The organism is Pseudomonas sp. SW-3 (assembly GCF_016615645.1).
GTDB classification, from domain to species: Bacteria; Pseudomonadota; Gammaproteobacteria; order Pseudomonadales; family Pseudomonadaceae; genus Aquipseudomonas; species Aquipseudomonas mandelii.
This window is the reverse complement of the sequence record NZ_CP067098.1, coordinates 5,365,098-5,389,142: the sequence shown is the minus strand read 5'-3', so window position 1 is coordinate 5,389,142 and position 24,045 is coordinate 5,365,098. Positions and strand designations below refer to the sequence as shown.

General features: G+C 59.2%; 24 protein-coding genes and 1 other RNA gene. 19 read left to right on the top strand and 6 right to left on the bottom strand.

Going from position 1 to position 24,045, the window contains the following annotated elements:
• Window positions 1-22 precede the first annotated feature (22 nt).
• Window positions 23-1,378 (top strand): tryptophan--tRNA ligase, encoded by a 1,356-nt coding sequence (locus JIO00_RS24305; protein WP_010458165.1) that lies wholly within the window; start codon window positions 23-25, stop codon window positions 1,376-1,378.
• Window positions 1,379-1,469: 91 nt separating this feature from the next.
• On the top strand, window positions 1,470-2,564 hold the full coding sequence (zapE, locus tag JIO00_RS24300; protein WP_010458163.1) for a cell division protein ZapE: 1,095 nt from the start codon (window positions 1,470-1,472) through the stop codon (window positions 2,562-2,564).
• A gap of 177 nt (window positions 2,565-2,741) precedes the next feature.
• Here zapE and JIO00_RS24295 read toward each other — a convergent pair whose 3' ends face one another.
• The gene (locus JIO00_RS24295) at window positions 2,742-3,638 is read right to left on the bottom strand and encodes a GlxA family transcriptional regulator (protein WP_169857917.1); all 897 of its coding nucleotides are present in this window, start codon (window positions 3,636-3,638) and stop codon (window positions 2,742-2,744) included.
• Window positions 3,639-3,883: 245 nt separating this feature from the next.
• Between JIO00_RS24295 and JIO00_RS24290 the strand changes: the two genes are divergently transcribed.
• Window positions 3,884-5,020, top strand: a complete 1,137-nt coding sequence (locus JIO00_RS24290) for an acyl-CoA dehydrogenase family protein (protein ID WP_010458159.1) — start codon at window positions 3,884-3,886, stop codon at window positions 5,018-5,020.
• Between the two features lie 103 nt (window positions 5,021-5,123).
• On the opposite strand, the gene JIO00_RS24285 is transcribed toward JIO00_RS24290, so the two are convergent.
• Window positions 5,124-6,164 (bottom strand): NADP(H)-dependent aldo-keto reductase, encoded by a 1,041-nt coding sequence (locus JIO00_RS24285; RefSeq protein ID WP_010458157.1) that lies wholly within the window; start codon window positions 6,162-6,164, stop codon window positions 5,124-5,126.
• Window positions 6,165-6,409: 245 nt separating this feature from the next.
• On the opposite strand from JIO00_RS24285, the gene rplM reads away from it, so the two are divergent.
• The 7 genes from rplM to JIO00_RS24250 all read left to right on the top strand — a co-directional run bounded on the left by rplM (window position 6,410) and on the right by JIO00_RS24250 (window position 11,297).
• Window positions 6,410-6,838, top strand: a complete 429-nt coding sequence (gene rplM, locus JIO00_RS24280) for a 50S ribosomal protein L13 (RefSeq protein ID WP_007905295.1) — start codon at window positions 6,410-6,412, stop codon at window positions 6,836-6,838.
• Between the two features lie 14 nt (window positions 6,839-6,852).
• Window positions 6,853-7,245 carry a 30S ribosomal protein S9 gene (gene rpsI, locus JIO00_RS24275; RefSeq protein WP_002555064.1) on the top strand — a complete coding sequence of 131 codons (393 nt, stop codon included), beginning with the start codon at window positions 6,853-6,855 and terminating at the stop codon, window positions 7,243-7,245.
• Between the two features lie 267 nt (window positions 7,246-7,512).
• Complete coding sequence (petA, locus tag JIO00_RS24270; RefSeq protein ID WP_007905300.1) at window positions 7,513-8,106, top strand: ubiquinol-cytochrome c reductase iron-sulfur subunit; 594 nt, start codon at window positions 7,513-7,515, stop codon at window positions 8,104-8,106.
• Window positions 8,106-9,317 carry a cytochrome b gene (locus JIO00_RS24265; protein ID WP_010458153.1) on the top strand — a complete coding sequence of 404 codons (1,212 nt, stop codon included), beginning with the start codon at window positions 8,106-8,108 and terminating at the stop codon, window positions 9,315-9,317. Before petA ends, JIO00_RS24265 begins: the two co-directional genes overlap by 1 nt.
• Window positions 9,317-10,099 (top strand): cytochrome c1, encoded by a 783-nt coding sequence (locus JIO00_RS24260; protein WP_010458152.1) that lies wholly within the window; start codon window positions 9,317-9,319, stop codon window positions 10,097-10,099. The genes JIO00_RS24265 and JIO00_RS24260 overlap by 1 nt, the downstream gene beginning before the upstream one ends.
• 150 nt (window positions 10,100-10,249) lie before the next feature.
• Window positions 10,250-10,867, top strand: coding sequence for a glutathione S-transferase N-terminal domain-containing protein (locus JIO00_RS24255; protein ID WP_007905304.1), 618 nt, complete (start codon window positions 10,250-10,252; stop codon window positions 10,865-10,867).
• A gap of 16 nt (window positions 10,868-10,883) precedes the next feature.
• Window positions 10,884-11,297: a ClpXP protease specificity-enhancing factor gene (locus tag JIO00_RS24250; RefSeq protein ID WP_010458147.1), complete on the top strand. Its 414-nt coding sequence runs from the start codon at window positions 10,884-10,886 to the stop codon at window positions 11,295-11,297.
• Window positions 11,298-11,396: 99 nt separating this feature from the next.
• Here the strand turns inward: JIO00_RS24250 and JIO00_RS24245 are convergent, their stop codons facing one another.
• The 4 genes from JIO00_RS24245 to JIO00_RS24230 all read right to left on the bottom strand — a co-directional run bounded on the left by JIO00_RS24245 (window position 11,397) and on the right by JIO00_RS24230 (window position 14,843).
• Window positions 11,397-11,975, bottom strand: a complete 579-nt coding sequence (locus JIO00_RS24245; protein ID WP_010458144.1) for a BON domain-containing protein — start codon at window positions 11,973-11,975, stop codon at window positions 11,397-11,399.
• On the bottom strand, window positions 11,972-12,565 hold the full coding sequence (locus tag JIO00_RS24240; RefSeq protein WP_008025961.1) for a phosphoheptose isomerase: 594 nt from the start codon (window positions 12,563-12,565) through the stop codon (window positions 11,972-11,974). The genes JIO00_RS24245 and JIO00_RS24240 overlap by 4 nt, the downstream gene beginning before the upstream one ends.
• Before the next feature lie 104 nt (window positions 12,566-12,669).
• Window positions 12,670-13,032: a YraN family protein gene (locus JIO00_RS24235; protein ID WP_007904371.1), complete on the bottom strand. Its 363-nt coding sequence runs from the start codon at window positions 13,030-13,032 to the stop codon at window positions 12,670-12,672.
• Window positions 13,032-14,843 carry a penicillin-binding protein activator gene (locus JIO00_RS24230; protein ID WP_200666990.1) on the bottom strand — a complete coding sequence of 604 codons (1,812 nt, stop codon included), beginning with the start codon at window positions 14,841-14,843 and terminating at the stop codon, window positions 13,032-13,034. The genes JIO00_RS24235 and JIO00_RS24230 overlap by 1 nt, the downstream gene beginning before the upstream one ends.
• 175 nt (window positions 14,844-15,018) lie before the next feature.
• Here JIO00_RS24230 and rsmI point away from each other — a divergent pair, with 175 nt between their 5' ends.
• The 9 genes from rsmI to mraY all read left to right on the top strand — a co-directional run bounded on the left by rsmI (window position 15,019) and on the right by mraY (window position 24,043).
• Window positions 15,019-15,924: a 16S rRNA (cytidine(1402)-2'-O)-methyltransferase gene (gene rsmI / locus JIO00_RS24225; protein WP_167362276.1), complete on the top strand. Its 906-nt coding sequence runs from the start codon at window positions 15,019-15,021 to the stop codon at window positions 15,922-15,924.
• 76 nt (window positions 15,925-16,000) lie between these two features.
• An RNA gene (gene rnpB, locus JIO00_RS24220) (RNase P RNA component class A) lies at window positions 16,001-16,354 on the top strand.
• A gap of 355 nt (window positions 16,355-16,709) precedes the next feature.
• Window positions 16,710-17,165 (top strand): division/cell wall cluster transcriptional repressor MraZ, encoded by a 456-nt coding sequence (gene mraZ, locus JIO00_RS24215; RefSeq protein ID WP_008025967.1) that lies wholly within the window; start codon window positions 16,710-16,712, stop codon window positions 17,163-17,165.
• Window positions 17,162-18,109 carry a 16S rRNA (cytosine(1402)-N(4))-methyltransferase RsmH gene (gene rsmH / locus JIO00_RS24210; protein WP_010458133.1) on the top strand — a complete coding sequence of 316 codons (948 nt, stop codon included), beginning with the start codon at window positions 17,162-17,164 and terminating at the stop codon, window positions 18,107-18,109. Before mraZ ends, rsmH begins: the two co-directional genes overlap by 4 nt.
• On the top strand, window positions 18,106-18,399 hold the full coding sequence (gene ftsL / locus JIO00_RS24205) for a cell division protein FtsL (RefSeq protein WP_010458132.1): 294 nt from the start codon (window positions 18,106-18,108) through the stop codon (window positions 18,397-18,399). The genes rsmH and ftsL overlap by 4 nt, the downstream gene beginning before the upstream one ends.
• Complete coding sequence (locus JIO00_RS24200) at window positions 18,399-20,138, top strand: peptidoglycan D,D-transpeptidase FtsI family protein (RefSeq protein ID WP_169857918.1); 1,740 nt, start codon at window positions 18,399-18,401, stop codon at window positions 20,136-20,138. The genes ftsL and JIO00_RS24200 overlap by 1 nt, the downstream gene beginning before the upstream one ends.
• Complete coding sequence (locus tag JIO00_RS24195; RefSeq protein ID WP_010458130.1) at window positions 20,138-21,601, top strand: UDP-N-acetylmuramoyl-L-alanyl-D-glutamate--2,6-diaminopimelate ligase; 1,464 nt, start codon at window positions 20,138-20,140, stop codon at window positions 21,599-21,601. The genes JIO00_RS24200 and JIO00_RS24195 overlap by 1 nt, the downstream gene beginning before the upstream one ends.
• On the top strand, window positions 21,594-22,961 hold the full coding sequence (locus JIO00_RS24190) for a UDP-N-acetylmuramoyl-tripeptide--D-alanyl-D-alanine ligase (RefSeq protein WP_010458128.1): 1,368 nt from the start codon (window positions 21,594-21,596) through the stop codon (window positions 22,959-22,961). The genes JIO00_RS24195 and JIO00_RS24190 overlap by 8 nt, the downstream gene beginning before the upstream one ends.
• The gene (gene mraY, locus JIO00_RS24185) at window positions 22,961-24,043 is read left to right on the top strand and encodes a phospho-N-acetylmuramoyl-pentapeptide-transferase (protein ID WP_010458126.1); all 1,083 of its coding nucleotides are present in this window, start codon (window positions 22,961-22,963) and stop codon (window positions 24,041-24,043) included. The genes JIO00_RS24190 and mraY overlap by 1 nt, the downstream gene beginning before the upstream one ends.
• Window positions 24,044-24,045 lie beyond the last annotated feature (2 nt).

Below are 24,045 nucleotides of genomic sequence, written 5' to 3'. Positions count from 1 at the left end.
GCAGTCTGACAAGCGATTACCCATGACGACTCGTACCCGTATCCTCACCGGCATCACCACTACCGGCACGCCGCACCTGGGCAACTACGCCGGCGCCATCCGCCCGGCGATCCTGGCCAGCCGTGACAGCAATGCCGATTCGTTCTACTTCCTGGCCGACTACCACGCCCTGATCAAATGCGACGACCCGCTGCGCATCCAGCGCTCGCGTCTGGAAATCGCCGCGACCTGGCTGGCCGGTGGCCTGGATGTGGATCGTGTGACGTTCTATCGCCAGTCCGACATCCCGGAAATCCCCGAGCTGACCTGGCTGCTGACTTGCGTTGCCGCCAAAGGCCTGCTCAACCGCGCCCATGCCTATAAGGCCTCGGTGGACAAGAATGTCGAGGCCGGCGAAGACCCGGATGCGGGCATCACCATGGGCTTGTACAGCTATCCGGTGCTGATGGCCGCGGACATCCTGATGTTCAACGCCCACAAGGTGCCGGTCGGTCGTGACCAGATCCAGCACGTGGAAATGGCCCGCGACATCGGCCAGCGCTTCAACCACCTGTTTGGCCAGGGCAAAGAATTCTTCACCATGCCGGAGGCGCTGATCGAAGAAAGCGTCGCCACGCTGCCAGGCCTCGACGGTCGCAAGATGTCGAAGAGCTACGACAACACCATTCCGTTGTTCAGCAGCGCCAAGGAAATGAAGGACGCGATCTCGCGGATCGTCACCGACTCCCGCGCGCCGGGCGAAGCCAAGGATCCGGACAACTCGCACCTGTTCACTCTGTTCCAGGCGTTTGCCACGCCGGCACAGTCCGATGAATTCCGCAGCGAACTGTTGCAGGGCCTGGGTTGGGGCGAGGCGAAGAATCGCCTGTTCCAACTGCTCGATAGCGAGCTGGGCGAGTCCCGCGAGCGTTATCACCAACTGATCGAACGCCCGGCGGATCTGGAAGACATGCTGCAACTCGGCGCGAAAAAAGCCCGTTCGGTCGCCACGCCGTTCCTCCACGAACTGCGCGAAGCGGTCGGCCTGCGCTCTTTCGTCGCTCAGACTCAGGTCGCTGCCACCACCAAGAAGAAAGCCGCGAAAGCCGCGCGTTTTGTCAGCTTCCGCGAAGAAGACAGCAGTTTCCGTTTCCGTCTGCTGGCGGCCGATGGCGAGCAACTGCTGTTGTCGCGCAACTTCGCCGACGGCAAAACCGCTGGTCAAGTGACCAAGCAGCTGCAATCGGGCCAGCCGTTGGATGTGCGCAGTGAAGAGCAGAGCTTCAGCGTCTGGCTGGAAGGTGAGTGCGTGGCCGACAGCCCGACCTTTGCTGACAACGCCGCTCGCGACGTCGCCATTGACGCCTTGCGGGTTGCGCTGACACCGGTTCAGGAATAAATCAACGGCTCGACCCGACCAAGGGCCGATTGCCATTCCCACGGGCCGTCGCTACAGTGACGGCCCGTTTTTGTTGCCTTGCTAACGAATTATGACGCCCCTAGAACGATATCAAGCTGATCTGAAACGCCCGGAATTCTTCCATGACGCCGCGCAGGAAACCGCCGTGCGTCATTTGCAGCGCCTGTACGACGATCTGGTCGCTGCGTCGAACACCAAGCCGGGCCTGCTCGGCAAACTGTTTGGCAAGAAAGATCAGGCACCGGTCAAGGGCCTGTATTTCTGGGGCGGCGTGGGTCGCGGCAAGACTTACCTGGTCGACACCTTCTTCGAAGCGCTGCCGTTCAAGGAAAAGGTCCGCACTCACTTCCACCGCTTCATGAAGCGCGTGCACGAAGAGATGAAGACCCTCGGCGGCGAGAAGAACCCGCTGACCATCATCGCCAAGCGCTTCTCTGACGAAGCCCGGGTGATCTGTTTCGATGAGTTCTTCGTGTCCGACATCACCGACGCGATGATCCTCGGCACGCTGATGGAAGAGCTGTTCAAGAATGGCGTGACCCTGGTCGCGACCTCGAACATCGTGCCGGACGGTCTGTACAAGGATGGCCTGCAACGTGCGCGCTTCCTGCCGGCCATTGCGCTGATCAAACAGAACACCGACATCGTCAACGTCGACAGCGGCGTCGACTATCGTCTGCGCCACCTCGAGCAAGCCGAGCTGTTCCACTTCCCGCTGGACGAAGCCGCTCAGGAAAGCCTGCGCAAAAGCTTCCGCGCCCTGACACCGGAATGCACGGCCGCCATCGAGAATGACGTGCTGATGATCGAGAACCGCGAAATTCGCGCCGTGCGCACCTGCGATGACGTGGCCTGGTTCGACTTCCGCGAACTGTGCGACGGCCCGCGCAGCCAGAACGATTACATCGAGCTGGGCAAGATCTTCCACGCCGTGTTGCTCAGCGGTGTCGAGCAGATGAGCGTCACCACCGACGACATCGCCCGACGCTTTATCAACATGGTCGACGAGTTCTACGACCGTAACGTCAAGCTGATCATCTCGGCTGAAGTCGAGCTCAAGGACCTCTACACCGGCGGTCGCCTGAACTTCGAATTCCAGCGCACGCTCAGCCGTCTGCTGGAAATGCAGTCGCACGAATTCCTGTCCCGGGCGCACAAGCCGTAGGACGATTCGGACAATAAAAAAAGGGCCTGCACATGCAGGCCCTTTTTTGTTCACCGCAGATTTCCTGTGGGAGCGAGCCTGCTCGCGAAGGCGGCGGCACATCCAGCATTGATGTGACTGATTTATCGCTTTCGCGAGCAGGCTCGCTCCCACATCGGACGGGTGTTGGGTTTCAGCTTAGGCGGCTTGCTGAAATTGCTGCCGATACTGATTCGGCGACAACTCGGTGTGCTGGCGGAACAGCCGCGCAAAGAAGCTCGCATCGTCATAACCGACTTCATAGCTGATGGTCTTGATGCTCTTGCGGCTGCCCGACAGCAAACCCTTGGCGGTTTCGATGCGCAGGCGTTGCAGGTAATGCAGGGGCTTGTCGCCGGTGGCGGTCTGGAAGCGCCGCATGAAGTTGCGGATGCTCATGCCGTGTTCGCGGGCGACGTCTTCGAAGCGGAATTTGTCGGCGAAGTGTTCTTCGAGCCAGTGCTGGATCTGCAGGATGATCACGTCCTGGTGCAATTTCTGTCCGCCGAAGCCGATGCGTCCTGGCGAATAGCTGCGCTGCACTTCGTAGAGAATGTCCCGGGCCACGGCCTGGGAGACGTTGGCGCCGCAGAAACGTTCGATCAGGTAGATGTAGAGGTCGCATGCCGAGGTGGTGCCGCCTGCGCAATACAGGTTGTCGGCGTCCGTCAGGTGCTTGTCCTGATTGAGATAAACCTGTGGGAAACGCTCGGCGAAGGCATTGAAGAAGCGCCAATAGGTGGTCGCCTCCTTGCCGTTGAGCAGGCCGGCCTCGGCAAGCCAGAACACCCCGGTGGCCTCACCGCAAAGCACGGCGCCGCGAGCGTGTTGCTGACGCAACCAGGGCAGGACCTGTGGATAACGTTGGCAAAGGGTATCGAAATCGTCCCAGAAGGCCGGGAGGATAATAACGTCGGCATTTTCCAGGCCGCCGTCCACCGGCATGATCACATCGCTGAAGCTGTTCACCGGTTTGCCGTCGGGGCTGACCAGCCGGGTTTCGAACGCCGGTGTCAGGCCCTGGCCCAGTTGTTTGCCGTATCGCAGGCTGGCCAGATGAAAGAAATCCTTGGCTTGCATGAGGGTGGAAGCGAAAACCCGGTCGATAGCCAGGATGCTGACGCGCCGCAAGGGCGTGGAGACTTGGTTAGACATAATTCAACTTTATTCTTATAGGGGAAAGTGGTCACCAGACGGCTGGATCGTCTTATTTTTTGTCTGATGTGTCCAGTGTCCTGTATCGGATGCGGGGCTTAGTCTCTGAAGGTCAACTTCTTCCAACAATTAATGACAGGTGCCGCATGATCCCCAGAACCTTGTTCAGTTCCGAGCACGAATTGTTTCGCGACAGCGTGCGAACGTTCCTCGAAAAAGAGGCCGTGCCGTTCCACGGGCAATGGGAAAAACAAGGCTACATCGACCGTAAACTCTGGAACAAGGCGGGGGAGGCGGGGATGCTTTGTTCGCACCTGCCGGAGGAATACGGTGGGCTGGGGGCAGACTTTCTCTACAGCACTGTCGTGATCGAAGAGGTCGGTCGTCTCGGCCTGACTGGCATCGGTTTTTCTCTGCATTCGGACATTGTGGCGCCGTACATCCTGCATTACGGCAGTGAAGCGCTGAAGCACAAATACCTGCCGAAACTGGTGTCCGGCGAAATGGTCACCGCGATTGCCATGACCGAACCGGGCGCCGGTTCCGACTTGCAAGGGGTGAAAACCACCGCCGTGCTGGATGGCGACGAGTACGTGATTAACGGATCGAAAACCTTCATCACCAACGGCTTTTTGGCTGATCTGGTGATTGTCGTGGCCAAGACCGATCCGAAGGCTGGCGCGAAGGGCACCAGTCTGTTTCTGGTCGAGGCCAACACCCCGGGCTTCGACAAGGGCAAGCGCCTGGAAAAGGTCGGCATGAAGGCTCAGGACACGTCGGAGTTGTTCTTCCAGGACGTGCGGGTCCCCAAGGAGAATCTGTTGGGGCAGGCGGGCATGGGCTTCGCTTACCTGATGCAGGAGTTGCCGCAGGAGCGCCTCACCGTCGCCATTGGCGGGCTGGCGTCGGCCGAAGCTGCGTTGAAATGGACGCTCGATTACACCCGTGAACGCAAGGCGTTCGGCAAGGCGATTGCCGATTTCCAGAACACGCGCTTCAAGTTGGCGGAGATGGCGACTGAAATCCAGATCGGCCGGGTCTTCGTTGATCGCTGCCTCGAGTTGCACCTGCAAGGCAAGCTGGATGTGCCGACCGCCGCGATGGCCAAGTATTGGGGGACTGACCTGCAATGCAAGGTGCTCGACGAATGCGTGCAGTTGCATGGCGGTTACGGATTCATGTGGGAATATCCGATCGCCCGAGCGTGGGCCGATGCGCGGGTGCAACGGATTTATGCGGGGACCAATGAAATCATGAAGGAGATTATTGCGCGGTCGCTTTGATTTTGCGGTGACTGTCAGGCCCTCATCGCGATCAGGCTCACTCCTGCAGGGATTGTGCAAAACCTGTGGGAGTGAGCTTTTCGCGATGGGGACTATGAGTCGATCAAGGCGCCGGGTTCGGGTGATCCTTGTGAATCGCCTCAATCCCCGCCAGCACTTCATCGGAAAGTTTCAGCTCGAAGCTGGCGATGTTGCTCTCCAGTTGCTCCAGGGTTGTGGCGCCGATGATGTTGCTGGTCACAAACGGCTGCTGATTGACAAACGCCAACGCCATTTGCGCCGGGTCCAGGCCGTGTTCCCGGGCCAGCGCGACATAACGGCTGCACGCTGCTTCCGACTGCGGGTTGAAATAGCGGCTGAAGCGGCTGTAGAGGCTCAGGCGGCCTTTTGGTGGGCGTGCGCCACCTTCGTACTTGCCCGACAGGAAACCAAACGCCAGCGGCGAATAGGCGAGCAGGCCGCACTGTTCGCGGATGGCGATTTCCGCCAGGCCGACCTCGAAGCTGCGGTTGAGCAGGTTGTACGGGTTCTGGATAGACACCGCGCGCGGCCAGCCACGGGCTTCGGCCAGGGCGAGGAAGCGCATGGTGCCCCATGGCGTTTCGTTGGACAGGCCGATGTGGCGGATTTTGCCGGCCTTGACCTGCTCGTCCAGCGCTTCGAGGGTGTCCTCCAGCGGCGTGAGGTTGGCTTCGGTCTGGTGTTTGTAACCGAGCTGGCCGAAGAAGTTGGTGCTGCGTTCCGGCCAGTGCAGCTGATAGAGGTCGATGTAGTCGGTTTGCAGGCGCTTGAGGCTGGCATCCACGGCTTCAGTGATGTGCTGGCGGTTGTGTCGCAGGTTTTTATCGCGGATGTAATCGATGGTGTTGCCGGGGCCGGCGATTTTGCTGGCGAGGATCCAGTCGGAGCGATCACCGCGACTTTTGAAGTAATTGCCGATGTAGCGTTCGGTAGTGGCGTAGGTTTCGGCCTTCGGCGGCACCGGGTACATTTCGGCGGTGTCGATGAAATTGATCCCGGCGTTCTTGGCCCGTTCGATCTGGGCGAAGGCTTCAGCTTCAGTGTTTTGCTCGCCCCAGGTCATGGTTCCGAGGCAGATGGCACTCACGTTCAGATTGGTTCGGCCTAGCTGGCGATAGTCCATCGGGTGCTCCTTGGGCAAAACAATCATAAAAGCAGGTTGAATTATTTTTCGCAATCTGCATAATTGCGCACCTCTTTCTGCAGTGGAAGTGATGCGCCGCCGCCGAAGAATCTTGCCGTTGAACGGACGCGCCGACCCGAGCCCCCGAAAGCGTCTGTATCCGGCTGCCTTTGACTTGTCAAAGTACGCACTATTCAGTAAGATCCGCCGTCTAATTTACAGGGCGGCCCCTGAGGCTATAAAGAATGAAAACTTTTACTGCTAAACCGGAAACAGTACAGCGCGACTGGTTTGTCGTCGACGCTGCAGGTCAGACCCTGGGTCGTCTGGCCACCGAAATCGCGAGCCGTCTGCGTGGCAAGCATAAAGCTGAGTACACTCCTCACGTTGACACCGGCGATTACATCGTCGTTATCAATGCCGAGCAGATTCGTGTAACCGGTGCTAAAACCACCGACAAGATCTACTACTCCCACTCCGGTTTCCCGGGCGGCATCAAGTCGATCAACTTTGAAAAGCTGATCGCCAAAGCCCCTGAGCGCGTGATCGAGACCGCGGTCAAAGGCATGCTGCCTAAGAACCCGCTGGGTCGCGACATGTATCGTAAGCTGAAAGTCTATGCGGGCGCTGTACACCCTCATACTGCTCAGCAGCCCCAAGAACTGAAGTTTTAACGGAATAGTTCATTATGTCGGCGACTCAAAATTACGGCACTGGCCGTCGCAAGACCGCAACCGCACGCGTTTTCCTGCGTCCGGGTACTGGTAACATCTCGATCAACAACCGCTCCCTGGATAATTTCTTCGGTCGCGAAACTGCCCGCATGGTAGTTCGTCAGCCGCTGGAATTGACCGAGACAGTTGAAAAGTTCGACATCTACGTCACCGTTATCGGTGGCGGTGTAAGTGGTCAAGCTGGCGCAATCCGCCACGGTATCACTCGCGCTCTGATGCAGTACGACGAAACCCTGCGTGGCGCTCTGCGCAAAGCTGGCTTCGTTACTCGCGATGCTCGTGAAGTTGAACGTAAGAAAGTTGGTCTGCGTAAAGCGCGTAAGCGTCCGCAGTACTCGAAGCGTTAATTCGCTTTCGCGTTCAAAAAGAACGCCCAGTTTCCTCGCGAAGCTGGGCGTTTTTTTATGGGCGCGATTTATCAAAGAATTGCGCTGTGACAACTTGCCACAGCCGTAGAAGCCCTATACTGCAAGGCTTGGCAGTGAAGCCCCTCGGTAATTACCTTGTCAGAATTGGGGCTTTTCATTACCATTCGGCAAAATTTTTATAAGTTCAGATTTTTACTTAGTAGACGCCTGATTTAACAGGCCACAAAGCTGATGGGAGAGGACTGAATGAGCAATGACGGCGTGAATGCAGGCCGGCGTCGCTTCTTGGTAGCAGCCACATCCGTGGTGGGTGCTGCAGGAGCGGTGGGGGCTGCGGTCCCGTTCGTGGGGTCATGGTTTCCCAGTGCCAAGGCGAAAGCCGCAGGTGCACCGGTGAAAGTGAATGTCAGCAAAATCGAACCAGGTCAGCAGATGATTGCTGAGTGGCGCGGTCAGCCGGTGTTCATTGTCCGCCGTACCGAGGAAATCCTGGGGAATCTGAAAAAGATCGAGGGCCAGCTGTCTGACCCGACCTCCAAGAACTCGACACAACCGACCTATGTCGACCCGGAAACGCGTTCGATCAAGCCAGAAGTTCTGCTGCTGATCGGTATCTGCACGCACCTGGGTTGCTCGCCGACCTTCCGTCCAGAAGTGGCACCTGCGGATCTGGGCAAGGACTGGGTAGGTGGTTATTTCTGCCCTTGCCACGGTTCCCACTACGATCTGGCTGGCCGCGTCTACAAGTCGCAACCTGCGCCTTTGAACCTGCCAGTTCCCCCGCATTCCTATGAGACCGATGACATCATTGTCATTGGCGTCGATACGGAGAAAGCGTGATGAGCAAGTTCATGGATTGGGTTGATGCACGCTTTCCCGCGACCAAAATGTGGGAAGACCACCTCAGCAAGTACTACGCCCCGAAGAACTTCAACTTCTTCTATTTCTTTGGCTCCCTGGCGCTGCTCGTTCTGGTCAATCAGATCGTTACCGGTGTCTGGCTGACCATGAGCTACACGCCATCGGCGGAAGAAGCGTTTGCTTCCGTTGAATACATCATGCGCGACGTCGAGTACGGCTCGATCCTGCGTATGTTGCATGCCGTCGGCGCTTCGATGTTCTTTATCGTGGTTTATCTGCACATGTTCCGTGGCTTGCTCTACGGTTCGTACCAGAAGCCGCGTGAGCTGGTGTGGGTCTTCGGCATGCTGATTTACTTGGCGCTGATGGCTGAGGCCTTCATGGGCTACCTGCTGCCGTGGGGCCAGATGTCCTACTGGGGCGCCCAGGTGATTATCTCGCTGTTCGGTGCGATCCCGGTCATCGGTAACGACCTGACCCAGTGGATCCGTGGTGACTACCTGATTTCCGGTATCACCCTGAACCGCTTCTTCGCCCTGCACGTCGTGGCCCTGCCGATCGTGATTCTCGGTCTGGTGGTGCTGCACGTCCTGGCGCTGCACGAAGTCGGTTCGAACAACCCGGACGGTGTGGACATCAAGAAACACAAAGACGAAAACGGCGTACCGCTGGACGGCATTGCCTTCCACCCGTACTACACCGTGAAAGATATCGTCGGCGTGGTGGTGTTCCTGTTTATCTTCTGCTCGATCGTGTTCTTCTTCCCGGAAATGGGCGGCTACTTCCTCGAGAAGCCGAACTTTGAAGTGGCGAACGCCTTCAAGACCCCTGAGCACATCGCTCCAGTCTGGTATTTCACACCGTTCTACGCGATTCTGCGGGCGGTTCCGGACAAGCTCCTGGGCGTTATCGCCATGGGCGCGGCCATCGCTGTGCTGTTCGTCCTGCCGTGGCTGGATCGCAGCCCCGTCAAGTCGATGCGCTACAAAGGCTGGCTGAGCAAAATCTGGCTGGTGGTGTTCTGCGTCTCGTTCGTGATCCTCGGCGTTCTGGGTGTTCTGGCTCCGACGCCGGGTCGTACGCTGCTGTCGCAGGTATGCACCTTCCTGTACTTCGCCTACTTCATTCTGATGCCTTTCTACACCAGGCTCGAGAAGACCAAACCGGTTCCGGAAAGGGTGACTGGCTGATGAAAAAGCTATTTGCTGTACTGATTCTTGCTGCCATGCCTGTGTTGTCCTTCGCGTCGACGGCCGGTGCTCCTGAACTGGAAAAGGTAGATATCGACGTTTCTGACAAAGCGGCCATGCAGGACGGCGCGCGTACGTTCGCCAACTACTGCATGGGTTGCCACAGCGCCAAGTTCCAGCGCTACGAGCGTGTCGCCGATGACCTGGGCATCCCGCATGACCTGATGCTCTCGAAGCTGGTGTTCACCGGCGCCAAGATCGGCGACCACATGAGCATCGGCATGCAGCCGGCTGACGCCAAGACCTGGTTTGGTGCCGCACCGCCTGACCTGACTCTGGTAGCGCGTGTTCGTGGTACGGACTGGCTTTATGGTTACCTGAAGTCCTTCTACGAAGATCCGTCGCGTCCTTGGGGTGTGAACAACAAGGTTTTCCCGAACGTGGGCATGCCTAACGTCCTGGTTGGCCTGCAAGGTCGTCAGGTTGTCGGTTGCAAGCAGGTTCCGATCGTCGAAGACGGCAAGAAGCAATATGATCCGCTGACCGGTAACGCGCTGACACATGAAGCGTGCGATCAGCTGACCATCGTGCCGAAGAGCGGTGCTCTGACCGAACAGCAGTTCGATGAGAAGGTCAAGAATCTGGTAACCTTCCTCGCTTACTCGGCTAACCCGGTTAAGCTGGAGCATCAGCGCATCGGTACCTATGTGTTGCTGTACCTGGCGTTCTTCTTCGTATTCGCTTACTTGCTCAAGCGTGAATACTGGAAAGACGTCCATTGATAAAGCTGTAAGCAATTGCTGTTAATCGCACGCGCCCAGGGGCGTCTCTGAAGGTGTAACGAGTCTGGCAAGCCAGACGTTACGGGAGGCGTCCTCTGGGCGCGTGCGTTTTTCCGCTTCCGATAATTTCAACAAGCGAGGAGGACCGCCATGGGCGTGACCAATCGGTTGGCCTGTTACTCCGACCCCGCCGACCACTATTCCCACCGAGTGCGCATCGTACTTGCAGAGAAGGGTGTCAGCGCAGAGATCATTTACGTGGAAGCTGGTCGCCAGCCGCCTAAACTGATTGAAGTGAACCCTTACGGAAGTCTGCCCACCCTGGTCGATCGTGACCTGGCGTTGTGGGAGTCGACCGTGGTGATGGAATATCTGGATGAGCGTTACCCGCACCCGCCCTTGCTGCCGGTTTATCCTGTGGCGCGTGCCAACAGCCGTCTGCTGATCCATCGTATTCAGCGTGACTGGTGTGGTCTGGTGGATCTGATCCTGGATTCGCGGACCAAGGAAGCCGCCCGCGTCGTGGCTCGTAAAGAGTTGCGTGAAAGCCTGACTGGCGTGTCGCCGTTGTTTGCCGACAAGCCGTTTTTCCTCAGTGAGGAACAAAGTCTGGTGGATTGCTGCCTATTGCCAATACTCTGGCGTTTGCCGATTCTGGGTATTGAACTGCCGCGGCCTGCCAAGCCGTTGCTTGATTACATGGAGCGCTCGTTTGCGCGTGAGGCTTTCCAGGCGAGTCTGTCTGGTGTCGAACGCGATATGCGCTAAGGCTTAAGGAGCCGCTATGAACTCCAGTCGACCTTATCTGGTCCGCGCGCTCTACGAGTGGATTGTGGACAACGATTGCACCCCGCACATGCTGGTCAATTCCGAGTATCCATCGGTGCAGGTGCCTCAGGGTTTTGCCAGTGACGGACAGATTGTCCTGAACGTATCGCCGGCTGCCGTGCGTCATCTGCACATGGACAACGAAGCGGTCAGCTTCGAAGGGCGCTTCGGTGGCGTGCCGCACACTCTGTACGTGCCTATCGCATCGATTCTGGGCATTTACGCCCGGGAGAATGGTCAGGGTATGGTGTTCGATCTGGAATCGCCTATGGAAGACGTGGAAGATATCGAGCCGGATGATGACATTCCGCCGCCCGACAGCGAACCACCGCGTCCCAGCGGTCGACCCAGTTTGAAAGTGGTGAAATAAAAAAAGGGTGATCCGCGAGGATCACCCTTTTTTATTTCATGTAGGCGCCAGGCTTGCCGGCGAAGGCGTCTTTAAGAGCACCATCGCCGATAAGCCATATCAGTCAATGTACTCAAACAACTTCACAATCTTCTGCACGCCTGAAACGCTTTGCACCAGATTGGTAGCCTGCGCCGCTTCCTGCTTGGTCAGCAGACCCAGCAGATAAACGATGCCGTTCTCGGTGACGACCTTGATGCGCGAACCCGGGATGTTCGGGTCGGTGAGCATCTGGGTTTTGATCTTGGAGGTCAGCCAGGTGTCGTTCTGACGGGCAAGGAAACCGGAGGGCGGCAGGACCTGCAGTTCGTTATGCACCTTCTTCACGCGCTGGACCGCGGCGGCAGCCTGTTCGGCCTTGGCCTTGAGCTCGGCAGTCGGTGTTTGCCCGGCGAGCAGCACGACGCCGTTGAAGCTGGTGACGACGATGTGCGAATCGTTGTCCAGGGCAGGATCGGCCTTGGCGACGTTGACGCCGACCTTGGTGTCGATCAGGGAGTCATCGATCTTGCTGCCGAAGGTGCGCGTACCGCGGTCATCTTCAATGGGTGCTTCACGGCTGGCTTTAACCACCGAAGTGCAGCCGCTGATGCCGAGGCACAGGGTCAAGGCCAGAAGGCCTAGGCGATTAGGGGTCATTCTTCACTCCCGAACAGTTGGCTGTCGATCAAATCGCAAAGGCAATGGATCGCCAGCAGGTGGACTTCCTGAATACGTGCGGTGACGTTGGCCGGTACGCGAATCTCGACGTCCTCGGGTAATAGCAACGACGCCATGCCGCCGCCATCGCGACCAGTCAATGCTACGACAATCATTTCGCGATCATGTGCGGCCTGGATCGCTTGAATAATGTTCGCCGAGTTACCGCTGGTGGAAATCGCCAGCAATACGTCACCCGGTTGCCCCAGCGCGCGGATCTGTTTGGAGAAAATTTCGTTGTAGCTGTAGTCATTGGCGATCGAGGTGATCGTCGAGCTGTCGGTGGTCAGCGCAATGGCGGGCAGGCTCGGACGTTCGCGCTCGAAGCGGTTGAGCAGCTCGGACGAAAAGTGCTGGGCATCACCGGCGGAGCCGCCGTTGCCGCAGGAAAGCATTTTGCCCTCATTGAGCAGGGCGTTGACCATTACCTGGCTGGCTTGCTCGATGTGCGGTGCAAGTACGTCCATCGCCATTTGCTTGGTGTCGATACTGGCCTGAAAAAGCTGGCGAATTCGGGATTGCATGTCCATCTGTGTGACCTTAATTAGCGCGGCTACTCGGCACATGAATGTGCAGCCCGCAAAGCAAAGAGCAAAAGTGTTGGGTAAAGGTGTCCGCTTCGGGGCGCAGGCGATCAGCTATCGAAGGCATTCTGCAACCAGTTCAACTGATCGAGGTTGCTGTCGATGGCAACCACGTCGAAGCGGCAGGGGGAATTGGCCCAACGCGACTCGCGCTGAAGAAAATACTGCGCGGCGAAAATCAGTTTCTGCCGTTTGCGCCCATCGATGCTGTCGAGCGCTCCACCCCACTGGGTGTTTTTTCTATAGCGGACTTCAACGAATACTACTGTATCGCCATCAAGCATGACCAGATCAAGCTCGCCGCGTTTACACAACCAGTTCTGCGCCAGCAGGCGCAGACCTTGCTGTTGAAGATGCTCGAGCGCATGGCGCTCGGCATCTTTACCGCTTTGCTGGCGTGACCTGTCAGGCATCAGCGTGAGGTATCCGGCAGGCGTTGAACCTGACCGCTGACGAACTGTGCCCAAGGCAACTGGCGCACCACGCGCTGGTTTTGAGTCATGCCCAGGCTGCCCGACTGACCTTCAATACGGCTGTCCGGCAGTGCCTTGAGTTGCCCCAGTCGCGGTGCCAGGCGATAGGCGTCAACGCCCATTGCGTAGAGGCGGCCGAGGCTGCCGGCGGCTTGCGGCCATTGTGCGGTGACCTGTTTGCGCAGCGGATCATTGGCGTCCAGCAACCACGGGGTTTCGCAGAAGCGGATGCCGTTCATGTCGTTGTACTGGTTCACGTCGCCGCTGGCACTGAACACGTGGGAGGTGGCGTAAACCGGCACATCGCCCGCGTACTGGAAGTTCAAGGTCGGTTTGATCTGCTGGGCCTGTTGCGGAGTCGCAGCCAGGAAGATGAACTCGATGTCCTGACGGCGCGAAGGCTGGGCTGCTATCTGCGAGCCGACGGTGCTTTGCAGGCTCTTGGCGCGACCTTCGCTCTGGCGCAGCTGGAACATGTCGGCAATCTGCTGGGCCAGTTGAACCGGTTGGTCAACGCGCTCGGTCGCGACAATGCTGCCGCCGTTGGCTTGCCAGTCCTGGCTGAATGCGCGCAACACGCGATCGCCCCATTCGCCTTTCGGCACCATGATGGCGGCGCGATGCAGGCCGTCGGCGCGAGCACGACGAGACACTTCACGGGCTTCGTCTTCAGCGGCCAGACCAAACTGGAACAGCTGGGCCGGACCTTGTTCACCTTCGCTGTAGTTCAGCGCCAGGGTGGTGATCGGCAGCTGCGGGCGAGCACTGAGCTGTTTGACCAGTGGTTTTTCCAGCGGACCGACCACCAGTTGCACGCCATCGGCCTGGGCCTTGCGATAGAACTCGTCCATCGAAGTCAGTTTCGAGCTGTCATAGAACTCAATGGCAGGCGGCTTCTGCCCGGCTTGTTGAGCCTGGTAGTGCGCAGCCATGAAACCTTCGCGCAGTGCTTTGCCGACCGACGCCAGCGGGCCGTCTTGCGGCAGCAGCAGGGCGATCTTGCTCAGGGGCTGGCTGGCCAGTTCCTTGAGCTTGGTCAGTGGCAGAGGCAACTGAATGGCAGCCGGGTGCTTAGAGTTCTGGGCGCGCCAGTTGTCAATCGCGGCTTGCTGCTGTTCCAGGGTTCCGGCGGTTTTCACCGCCAGTGCCAGGCCCATCCAGCCGCCGAGGTCATCATTGGTGGTGGGCTGCAGTTGATCGGTTGGCAGCGAGGCGATCAGGGTCCAGATCGCTTCGTGGTTTTTGGCGGCGGCTTCACCTTCGAGCATGGGTGCGATGAAAATGCGCTCCCGTGCGGCGGCCAGCGTCTGTCCGTCGGCCTCAAGGGCGCGAGCATGGACAGTGCCGGTGCGAACCTGTTGCTCGACTGGCAACTCGCTCAGGCGTTGCAGGCTCGGATGGCTCAAGGCAGTCAGCGCAGCCTTGGGCTGATTGCGCGCCATGGCCAGTTCAGCCGCCAGGGTGCTGGCGAAGACCTGTTGGCCTGGCTTGAGTTGTTCCACCGGAACCTGTTGCAGGATTTGCGCGGACTGGCCGGCATTGCCCTGACGATAGGCCAGGTCGGCCGCGCTCAGGCGCAGCAACGCAGCTTTTTCCGGGTCCTTGCTTTGAGCGGCCTGTTCGAGCAGCTGCTCGATACTGGCGTCAGGGGTCCGTGGAAGTTCGCCAAGGCTGGAGGAGGGCGAGCTGGCGCAAGCCGCCAGCAAGGCAGCGAGGCAGAGGGCAGTGAACAGCCGCAGGCAAGCGATCATGTAGTGTTCCTGATACTCGATCAAATTAGCGTGGAATTGTACCCAAGCACTGGCCGGGGCGCGATGTTACTGGCGTGAATCGATCAATTTAGCTCGTACAAATGTTGCAGCGCTGCACAAACGCCTGAAAAACCCGAGGAGGGCGGGGCGATCGCAAGCGCCGCTACGCGCTACAATGTCGCCTTTTACCGATCATGAGGTGTGCGCTTTGACTGCTCCAGGTGCTTTGAATTCCGCTGCTGGCTCGCTTTATGTGGTGGCGACGCCCATCGGCAACCTGGACGACATCAGTGCACGTGCGCTGAAGATCCTGCGCGACGTCGCGTTGATTGCCGCCGAAGACACCCGTCACTCACAGCGCCTGATGCAGCATTTCGGCATTCCCACGCCGCTGGCCGCGTGCCATGAGCACAACGAGCGCGACGAGGGTAGCCGCTTTATCACGCGATTGCTGGCGGGGGATGATGTGGCGCTGATCTCCGATGCTGGCACGCCGCTGATTTCCGATCCGGGTTATCACCTGGTGCGTCAGGCTCGTGCCGCCGGGATCAATGTGGTGCCGGTTCCGGGTGCCTGTGCATTGATCGCGGCATTGTCGGCGGCGGGGCTGCCGTCGGACCGTTTCATTTTCGAAGGCTTCCTGCCGGCCAAGGCTGTCGGTCGTCGTGCTCGTCTTGAGCTGGTCAAGGAAGAGCCGCGCACACTGATTTTTTATGAGGCGCCGCATCGCATCCTTGAGTGCCTGCAAGACATGGAGCTGGTGTTCGGTCCCGAACGTCCGGCGTTGTTGGCCCGTGAAATCACCAAAACCTTCGAAACCCTCAAAGGCCTGCCGCTGGCCGAGCTGCGTGAGTTCGTCGAGTCGGACAGCAATCAGCAGCGTGGCGAGTGTGTGGTGTTGGTGGCGGGCTGGTCTGTACCCGAGACCGAGGACGCGGTCAGCAGTGAGGCCATGCGCATCCTCAATCTGTTGCTTGAAGAGATGCCGCTCAAGCGTGCGGCGGCATTGGCGGCGCAAATTACCGGTGAGCGCAAGAATGTGCTCTATCAGGTGGCGCTGGATAAACAGAAGGGCGAGTAAAAACCCGACGCACAGGAGCAGCCAAAGGCGTTTAGCGCTTGTTCTTCGGCCGCGCTGCCGTTAACCTTCGCGGCGGAGAGTCGATTGGACAGTCGCTGCCCTCTATGAAAATTAGGGGGGGGAGGAAAGTCCGGGCTCCATAGGGCGAAGTGCCAGGTAATGCCTGGGAGGCGTGAGCCTACGGAAAGTGCCACAGAAAATAACCGCCTAAGCGCTTCGGCGCCGGTAAGGGTGAAAAGGTGCGGTAAGAGCGCACCGCACGTCTGGCAACAGTTCGTGGCTAGGTAAACCCCACTTGGAGCAAGACCAAATAGGGTCCCAAGGCGTGGCCCGCGCTGGGACCGGGTAGGTTGCTAAAGATGTCCAGTGATGGCCATCGTAGACGAATGACTGTTCAAGACAGAACCCGGCTTACAGATCGACTCTCCACCTTTTTCTCCTTCCTGCTTTAATCATTTAAGCAGGGCGCTGGTAGTAGCATTTTCCCTCCTTCCAGAATCGTTGCCAGAACACTTTCGTAATACCGAAAAAATCTTACTCTTAACAAACTACTTTAACTTTCGAACGCAGCCTTCTGTGCTGATTCAAGTTATTGGGCAAATTCAGCCGTCAGATTGTCGTTACCCCTCCGTTTACCCTCCTAAATCTCAGTTCTGTAAGGCTTTTCCTTTAAACCGCGCCTTGACGGTGCGGTGGCCGCATTCCTATAGTGTGCGCAAGTGGCGGAAAGTGGCATGAAGTGGGTTTTTTGAGCGTAAAACGCTAATATTTGGAGAAACGCTGACGTGTTTCGCGGAGCTAACGCTATCAGTCTCGACGCAAAGGGCCGTCTCGCTATGCCGAGCCGGTACCGTGACGAGCTCGTTTCGCGTAGTTCCGGTCAACTGATCGTCACAATTGATGCCGTTGATCCGTGTTTGTGTGTTTACCCCCTCGATGAGTGGGAAATTATCGAAACCAAACTGCGCGCACTGCCTTCGCTTCGCGAAGAGAACCGCCGCCTGCAACGTTTGCTGATTGGTAATGCCGTCGACCTCGAGCTCGATGGCAGTGGTCGTTTTCTGGTTCCGCCGCGTCTTCGTGAATATGCCAGGTTGGATAAGCGCGCGATGTTGGTAGGCCAACTGAACAAGTTCCAATTGTGGGACGAGGATGCCTGGGATGCGGTTTCTGCCGCTGACCTGGCTGCTATTCAACAACCGGGCGCCATGCCTGATGAACTGCGTGATTTGATCCTGTGACTATTGATAGCGGCTTTAACCACATCACCGTACTGCTTGACGAAGCCGTGGAGGCTCTCGCCGTACGTCCTGATGGCTGCTATCTGGACGGTACGTTCGGGCGCGGCGGGCACAGTCGGTTGATCCTCAGCCAGCTCGGCCCCGATGGTCGGGTCCTCGGATTCGACAAAGATCCTCAAGCGATTGCCACCGGGCAAACGCTAGCGGCCGAAGACGGCCGCTTTGTCGTTGTGCAACGCAGCTTTGCCGAGCTGGGTTCGGAAGTGGCCGAACGTGGCCTGCACGGCAAGGTCAGCGGCGTGTTGCTCGACCTGGGCGTGTCTTCGCCACAGCTCGACGACCCTGAGCGCGGCTTCAGTTTCCTCAATGATGGCCCGCTGGACATGCGTATGGACCCGTCCCGCGGGATCAGCGCTGCCGAATTCGTCAACACCGCACCGGTGGAAGAGATCGCCCGCGTATTCAAGGAATACGGCGAAGAGCGTTTCTCCGGCCGCATGGCCCGTGCCGTAGCCGAGCGTCGCGACATCAAGCCGTTCGAGCGCACGGCCGATCTGGCTGAAGTCCTGAAAGTCGCCAACCCGGCATGGGAAAAGGGCAAGAACCCTGCCACCCGTGCGTTCCAGGGCCTGCGTATCCACGTCAACAACGAACTGGGCGACCTGGAAGCCGGCCTCGAAGCCGCACTGGACTGCCTGGAGATCGGCGGCCGTCTGGTCGTCATCAGCTTCCACTCGCTGGAAGACCGCATCGTCAAACTGTTCATGCGCAAGCTGGTAAAAGGCGAAGCCGACAACCTGCCGCGCAACCTGCCGGTCCGTCACGTCGCGTTCGAACCGATCATCAAAATCCATGGCAAAGCGCAGTCCGCCTCCGAGGCCGAACTCAAAGCCAACCCACGTTCCCGGAGCGCTGTCATGCGCGTCGCGGAGAAGCTGCGGTGAGCAAGCTTTTCGCCAAGCCTCTTCCCGGCGGAAGCTTTTTCATGCTGCTGCTGTTTATTGGCGTGCTCGTGTCGGCCATCGGCGTGTCGTACAGCGCCCACTGGAACCGTCAGTTGCTGAACTCGCTGTACGCCGAGTTGAGCGTGCGCGACAAGGCGCAGGCGGAGTGGGGCCGGTTGATTCTCGAGCAGAGCACCTGGACTGCGCACAGCCGTATCGAAGTGCTGGCCACCGAGCAACTGAAGATGCGCATTCCCGGCGCCGCTGAAGTGCAGATGGTGGCGCCATGATGAAACTCGAAGGCGCACTGTTCCCATGGCGTTTCCGCCTGGTGCTGGGCTTGCTCGGCATCATGGTCGCGGCGATTTGCTGGCGCATCATCGACCTGCAAGTCGTCGACCGTGCCTTCCTTAAAGGTCAGGGCGATGCGCGCAGCGTTCGTCACATTCCGATTCCGGCTCACCGTGGTCTGATCACCGACCGTAATGGCGAGCCTTTGGCCGTGAGTACCCCGGTCACCACACTGTGGGCGAACGCCAAGGAAATGCAGCTGGCCAAAGAGAAATGGCCAGCCCTGGCGGCCGCGCTGGGCCAAGACCCTAAAGCCCTGGCCGAACGTCTCGAAGCCCAGGCCAACAAAGAATTCATCTACCTGGTGCGCGGGCTGACTCCCGAGCAAGGCCAGTCCGTGCTCGACCTGAAAGTGCCGGGTGTCTACGGCATCGAAGAGTTCCGGCGTTTCTACCCGGCCGGTGAAGTCACCGCGCACATGGTCGGCTTTACCGACATCGATGACCACGGTCGTGAAGGGGTCGAACTGGCCTACGACGAATGGCTGGCCGGCGTCCCCGGCAAGCGACAGGTCATCAAGGATCGGCGTGGCCGACTTATCAAGGATGTCCAGGTCACCAAAAACGCCAAGGCCGGCAAGCCCTTGGCGTTGTCCATTGACCTGCGTCTGCAATACCTGGCCAACCGCGAGCTGCGTAACGCGATCATCGAGAACGGTGCCAAGGCCGGCAGCCTGGTGATCATGGACGTGAAGACCGGTGAGATCCTCGCCATGGTCAACCAGCCGACCTACAACCCGAACAACCGTCGCAACCTGCAACCGGCGATGATGCGCAACCGCGCCATGATCGACGTGTTCGAGCCGGGTTCGACCATGAAAGCCATTTCCATGAGTGCAGCGATCGAAACCGGGCGCTGGAAACCGAGCGACACCGTCGAGGTGTACCCGGGCACTTTGCAGATTGGTAAATACACCATCAAGGACGTCTCCAAGTCCGAAGGCCCGGTGCTTGACCTGACCGGCATCCTGATCAATTCCAGTAACGTCGGCATGAGTAAGGTGGCGTTTGATATCGGCGGCGAAACCATCTTCCGCCTCGCGCAGAAAGTCGGCCTCGGCCAGGACACCGGTCTCGGCTTCCCGGGCGAACGCGTCGGCAACCTGCCGAACTACCGCGAATGGCGCAAGGCTGAAACCGCCACGCTGTCCTACGGTTACGGTATTTCCGTGACCGCGATCCAGCTGGTCCACGCCTTCTCGGCCCTGGCCAACAACGGTCGTCTCGCACCGCTGACCCTGATCAAAACCGACAAACCAGCGCAAACCACGCAAGTGCTGCCGGAAGCCGTCGCGAAAACCATGCAGACCATGCTGACCCAGGTGATCGAAGCCCCGCGCGGTGTATTCCGTGCGCAAGTGCCGGCGTATCACGTGGGCGGCAAGTCGGGTACTGCGCGCAAGACGTCGGTGGGCACCAAAGGCTATGCCGAGAATTCCTACCGCTCACTGTTCGCCGGCTTCGGCCCGATGAGCGATCCGCGCTACGCAATCGTGGTGGTGATCGATGAACCGACCAAAGCCGGTTACTACGGTGGTCTGGTATCGGCCCCGGTGTTCAGCAAAGTGATGTCCGGGACGCTGCGCCTGATGAACATCACTCCGGACAACCTGCCACCGACGCAAACCGCTAACGCCACACCGGTCGTTCCACTGAAAGCCAATGGAGGGCGCGGCTAATGTCTTTGAGCCTGAACAAGATTTTCGCCCACGCCGGCCGCGATCTGTTGATCCGCGAGCTGACCCTGGACAGCCGTAACGTGCGGGCTGGCGATCTGTTTCTCGCTGTTCCTGGCGGCAAGCTCGACGGGCGCGCGCACATCGCCGATGCCTTGCAACGCGGTGCTGCTGCCGTGGCTTACGAAGTCGAAGGCGCTACCGTTTTGCCGATCACCGACGTGCCGCTGATTCCGGTCAAAGGCCTGGCGGCGCAGCTGTCGGACATCGCCGGTCGCTTTTATGGCGACCCGAGCCGGCACCTGAACCTGGTCGGCGTGACCGGCACCAACGGCAAAACCAGCGTCACGCAATTGGTTGCACAAGCCCTGGATTTGCTCGGCCAGCATTGCGGCATTGTCGGCACCCTGGGTACCGGCTTCTACGGTGCACTGGAAAGTGGCCTGCACACCACGCCGAACCCGATCGCCGTGCAAGCGACCATGGCTGACCTGAAAAAGGCCGGCGCCAAAGCCGTCGCCATGGAAGTGTCTTCCCACGGCCTGGACCAAGGCCGCGTGACCGCGCTGGCATTCGATGTGGCGGTGATGACCAACCTGTCCCGCGATCACCTCGATTACCACGGCACCATGCAAGCCTACGGCGAAGCCAAGGCCAAGCTGTTTGCCTGGAACGATTTGAAGTGCCGGGTGATCAATCTCGACGACGAGTTCGGCCGCCAACTGGCTGCAGACAAACGTGAGTCGCGCCTGATTACCTACAGCCTGGAAGATGCCAGCGCTTACCTGTATTGCCGTGAAGCGCAGTTCGATGACGAAGGCGTGCGCGCCACGCTGGTCACGCCGCAGGGCGAACACCATTTGCGCAGCACCTTGCTCGGTCGTTTCAACCTGAGCAACGTACTGGCCGCCGTCGGTGCTTTGCTCGGCCTGGACTACGCGCTGGACGAAATCCTCAAGGTCCTGCCGAAACTCGAAGGCCCGGCCGGTCGCATGCAGCGCTTGGGCGGTGGCACTCAGCCGCTGGTGGTCGTCGATTACGCCCACACCCCGGATGCGTTGGAAAAGGTCTTGATGGCCCTGCGTCCACACGCCAAAGGCCGTTTGTTGTGCCTGTTTGGCTGTGGCGGCGATCGCGATCGCGGCAAGCGTCCGCTGATGGCCGAAGTGGTCGAACGTCTGGCCGACGGCGTGCTGGTCACCGATGACAACCCTCGCACCGAAGATCCTTCGTTGATTTTCGATGACATCCGCGCCGGTTTCACCGCTGTGGATAAAGTCACCTTTGTCGCTGGCCGTGGGCAGGCGATTGCCCAGTTGATCGCCAGTGCTTCGGCGGATGACGTGATTGTCCTGGCCGGTAAAGGCCACGAGGACTATCAGGAAATCAACGGCGAGCGTCACGCTTTCTCCGATCTGGTCGAGGCCGATCACGCCTTGACCGCATGGGAGGTGGCCCATGCTTAAAGCGTTGAAGCTGAGTGAGCTGACTGGCGCACTGAATGCACGATTGATCGCGGCCGATGCCACGTTCGATGGCGTCAGCATCGACAGCCGCGCGATCAAACCGGGCCAACTGTTTATTGCCCTGGCCGGTCCGCGCTTCGACGGTCATGACTATTTGAACGACGTCGCCAGCAAAGGCGCGGTTGCCGCTCTGGTCGAGCGCGAAGTCGCCGACAGCGCGCTGCCGCAATTGCTGGTCAAGGACACCCGCCAGGCGTTGGGCCAACTGGGCGCGATGAACCGTGCCGCGTTTACTAACCCGGTCGCGGCGATCACCGGTTCCAGCGGCAAAACCACGGTCAAGGAAATGCTCGCCAGCATCCTGCGCACGCGCGGTCCGGTCCTGGCGACCCGTGGCAACCTGAACAACGACCTCGGCGTCCCGCTGACCCTGCTCGAACTCGCGCCGGAACATACCTCCGCCGTTATTGAACTTGGTGCGTCGCGTCTCGGCGAAATTGCCTACACCGTCGGCATGACCAAGCCGCACGTGGCCGTGCTCAACAACGCCGGGACCGCCCACGTCGGCGAGTTCGGCGGGCCGGAAAAAATCGTTGAAGCCAAAGGCGAGATCATTGAAGGGCTGGAGGCCGATGGCGTCGCTGTGCTCAATCTTGACGACAAGGCGTTCGGCATCTGGAAGGCCCGTGCGGCCGGTCGTAAAGTCCTGACGTTCGCCCTGAACAACCCAAGCGCCGACTTCTATGCCAGCGACCTGGATCGCGATGCGCGCGGTTGCCCGGCCTTCAACCTGCACAGTCCTGAAGGTGTGGAGCGCGTTCAACTGAACCTGCTCGGCACCCATAACGTTACCAATGCCATGGCCGCCGCTGCTGCCGCGCACGCCTTGGGCGTGTCGCTGTTCGGCATCGCCACCGGCCTCGGCGCGGTGCAACCGGTCAAGGGCCGCACCGTCGCGCAACTGGCCAGCAATGGCATGCGCGTGATCGATGACACGTACAACGCGAACCCCACCTCCATGTGCGCCGCCGTTGATATACTCGCCGGCTTTTCCGGCCGCACCGTTCTGGTGCTCGGAGATATCGGCGAACTGGGCGATTGGGCAGAGCAGGGGCACCGCGATGTGGGCGAGTACGCCCGCGGCAAGGTTTCCGCGCTTTACGCCGTTGGGCCACTGATGGCTCACGCCGTGAACGCTTTCGGTCCACAGGCCTTTCACTTCAGCACTCAGGCTGAGCTGATCAAGGCCTTGGGCGCCGAGCAAGACACAAACACCACCATTTTGATCAAGGGTTCGCGCAGCGCTGCGATGGAAAACATCGTCGCCGCTTTGTGCGGGTCCAGTCTGGAGAAACATTAATGCTGCTGCTGCTAGCGGAGTATCTGCAACAGTTCTACAAAGGCTTCGCGGTCTTTCAGTACCTGACCCTGCGCGGGATCCTCGGTGTGCTGACCGCGCTGGTTTTGTCCCTGTGCTATGGCCCGTGGATGATTCGCACTTTGCAGAACCGTCAGATCGGTCAATCCGTTCGCCACGACGGTCCACAATCGCACTTGTCCAAGTCGGGCACCCCGACGATGGGCGGTGCACTGATCCTGTCGTCCATCGGCGTCAGCACCTTGCTCTGGGCTGACCTGAGCAACCGTTATGTCTGGACCGTGTTGCTGGTGACGTTGCTGTTCGGCGCTATCGGCTGGGTCGACGACTATCGCAAAGTGATCGAGAAAAACTCCAAAGGCCTTCCGAGCCGCTGGAAATATTTCTGGCAGTCGGTGTTCGGCCTGGGCGCAGCGATCTTCCTTTATATGACCGCTGCGACGCCGGTGGAAACGACCCTGATCCTGCCGATGCTCAAGGACTACAGCATTCCGCTGGGCATAGGCTTCGTCGTTCTGACCTATTTCGTGATCGTCGGCTCGAGCAACGCGGTTAACCTGACCGACGGCCTCGACGGTCTGGCGATCATGCCGACGGTGATGGTCGGCGGCGGTCTTGGCATCTTCTGCTACCTGTCCGGTAACGTGAAATTCGCTGAATACCTGCTGATTCCGTATGTGCCGGGCGCCGGTGAGTTGATCGTGTTCTGCGGTGCCTTGATCGGTGCGGGCCTCGGTTTCCTCTGGTTCAACACCTATCCGGCGCAGGTCTTCATGGGCGACGTCGGCGCGCTGGCGCTGGGCGCGGCCCTGGGCACCATCGCGGTGATCGTCCGTCAGGAAATCGTCCTGTTCATCATGGGCGGCGTGTTCGTGATGGAAACCCTGTCCGTGGTTATCCAGGTTGCTTCTTTCAAGCTGACCGGTCGCCGTGTGTTTCGCATGGCACCCATTCACCACCATTTTGAACTCAAGGGCTGGCCCGAGCCGCGTGTGATCGTCCGTTTCTGGATCATCACCGTGATTCTCGTACTGGTCGGCCTTGCCACCCTGAAGCTGAGGTAGAA

Bases quoted from the DNA above. Each gene is read 5' to 3' on its own strand.
- JIO00_RS24305 (WP_010458165.1), top strand. From the start codon at position 23: ATGACGACTCGTACCCGTATCCTCACCGGCATCACCACTACCGGCACG.
- zapE (WP_010458163.1), top strand. From the start codon at position 1,470: ATGACGCCCCTAGAACGATATCAAGCTGATCTGAAACGCCCGGAATTC.
- JIO00_RS24290 (WP_010458159.1), top strand. From the start codon at position 3,884: ATGATCCCCAGAACCTTGTTCAGTTCCGAGCACGAATTGTTTCGCGAC.
- JIO00_RS24285 (WP_010458157.1), bottom strand. From the start codon at position 6,164: ATGGACTATCGCCAGCTAGGCCGAACCAATCTGAACGTGAGTGCCATC.
- rplM (WP_007905295.1), top strand. From the start codon at position 6,410: ATGAAAACTTTTACTGCTAAACCGGAAACAGTACAGCGCGACTGGTTT.
- rpsI (WP_002555064.1), top strand. From the start codon at position 6,853: ATGTCGGCGACTCAAAATTACGGCACTGGCCGTCGCAAGACCGCAACC.
- petA (WP_007905300.1), top strand. From the start codon at position 7,513: ATGAGCAATGACGGCGTGAATGCAGGCCGGCGTCGCTTCTTGGTAGCA.
- JIO00_RS24265 (WP_010458153.1), top strand. From the start codon at position 8,106: ATGAGCAAGTTCATGGATTGGGTTGATGCACGCTTTCCCGCGACCAAA.
- JIO00_RS24260 (WP_010458152.1), top strand. From the start codon at position 9,317: ATGAAAAAGCTATTTGCTGTACTGATTCTTGCTGCCATGCCTGTGTTG.
- JIO00_RS24255 (WP_007905304.1), top strand. From the start codon at position 10,250: ATGGGCGTGACCAATCGGTTGGCCTGTTACTCCGACCCCGCCGACCAC.
- JIO00_RS24250 (WP_010458147.1), top strand. From the start codon at position 10,884: ATGAACTCCAGTCGACCTTATCTGGTCCGCGCGCTCTACGAGTGGATT.
- JIO00_RS24245 (WP_010458144.1), bottom strand. From the start codon at position 11,975: ATGACCCCTAATCGCCTAGGCCTTCTGGCCTTGACCCTGTGCCTCGGC.
- JIO00_RS24240 (WP_008025961.1), bottom strand. From the start codon at position 12,565: ATGGACATGCAATCCCGAATTCGCCAGCTTTTTCAGGCCAGTATCGAC.
- JIO00_RS24235 (WP_007904371.1), bottom strand. From the start codon at position 13,032: ATGCCTGACAGGTCACGCCAGCAAAGCGGTAAAGATGCCGAGCGCCAT.
- JIO00_RS24230 (WP_200666990.1), bottom strand. From the start codon at position 14,843: ATGATCGCTTGCCTGCGGCTGTTCACTGCCCTCTGCCTCGCTGCCTTG.
- rsmI (WP_167362276.1), top strand. From the start codon at position 15,019: ATGTCGCCTTTTACCGATCATGAGGTGTGCGCTTTGACTGCTCCAGGT.
- JIO00_RS24200 (WP_169857918.1), top strand. From the start codon at position 18,399: ATGAAACTCGAAGGCGCACTGTTCCCATGGCGTTTCCGCCTGGTGCTG.
- JIO00_RS24195 (WP_010458130.1), top strand. From the start codon at position 20,138: ATGTCTTTGAGCCTGAACAAGATTTTCGCCCACGCCGGCCGCGATCTG.
- JIO00_RS24190 (WP_010458128.1), top strand. From the start codon at position 21,594: ATGCTTAAAGCGTTGAAGCTGAGTGAGCTGACTGGCGCACTGAATGCA.
- mraY (WP_010458126.1), top strand. From the start codon at position 22,961: ATGCTGCTGCTGCTAGCGGAGTATCTGCAACAGTTCTACAAAGGCTTC.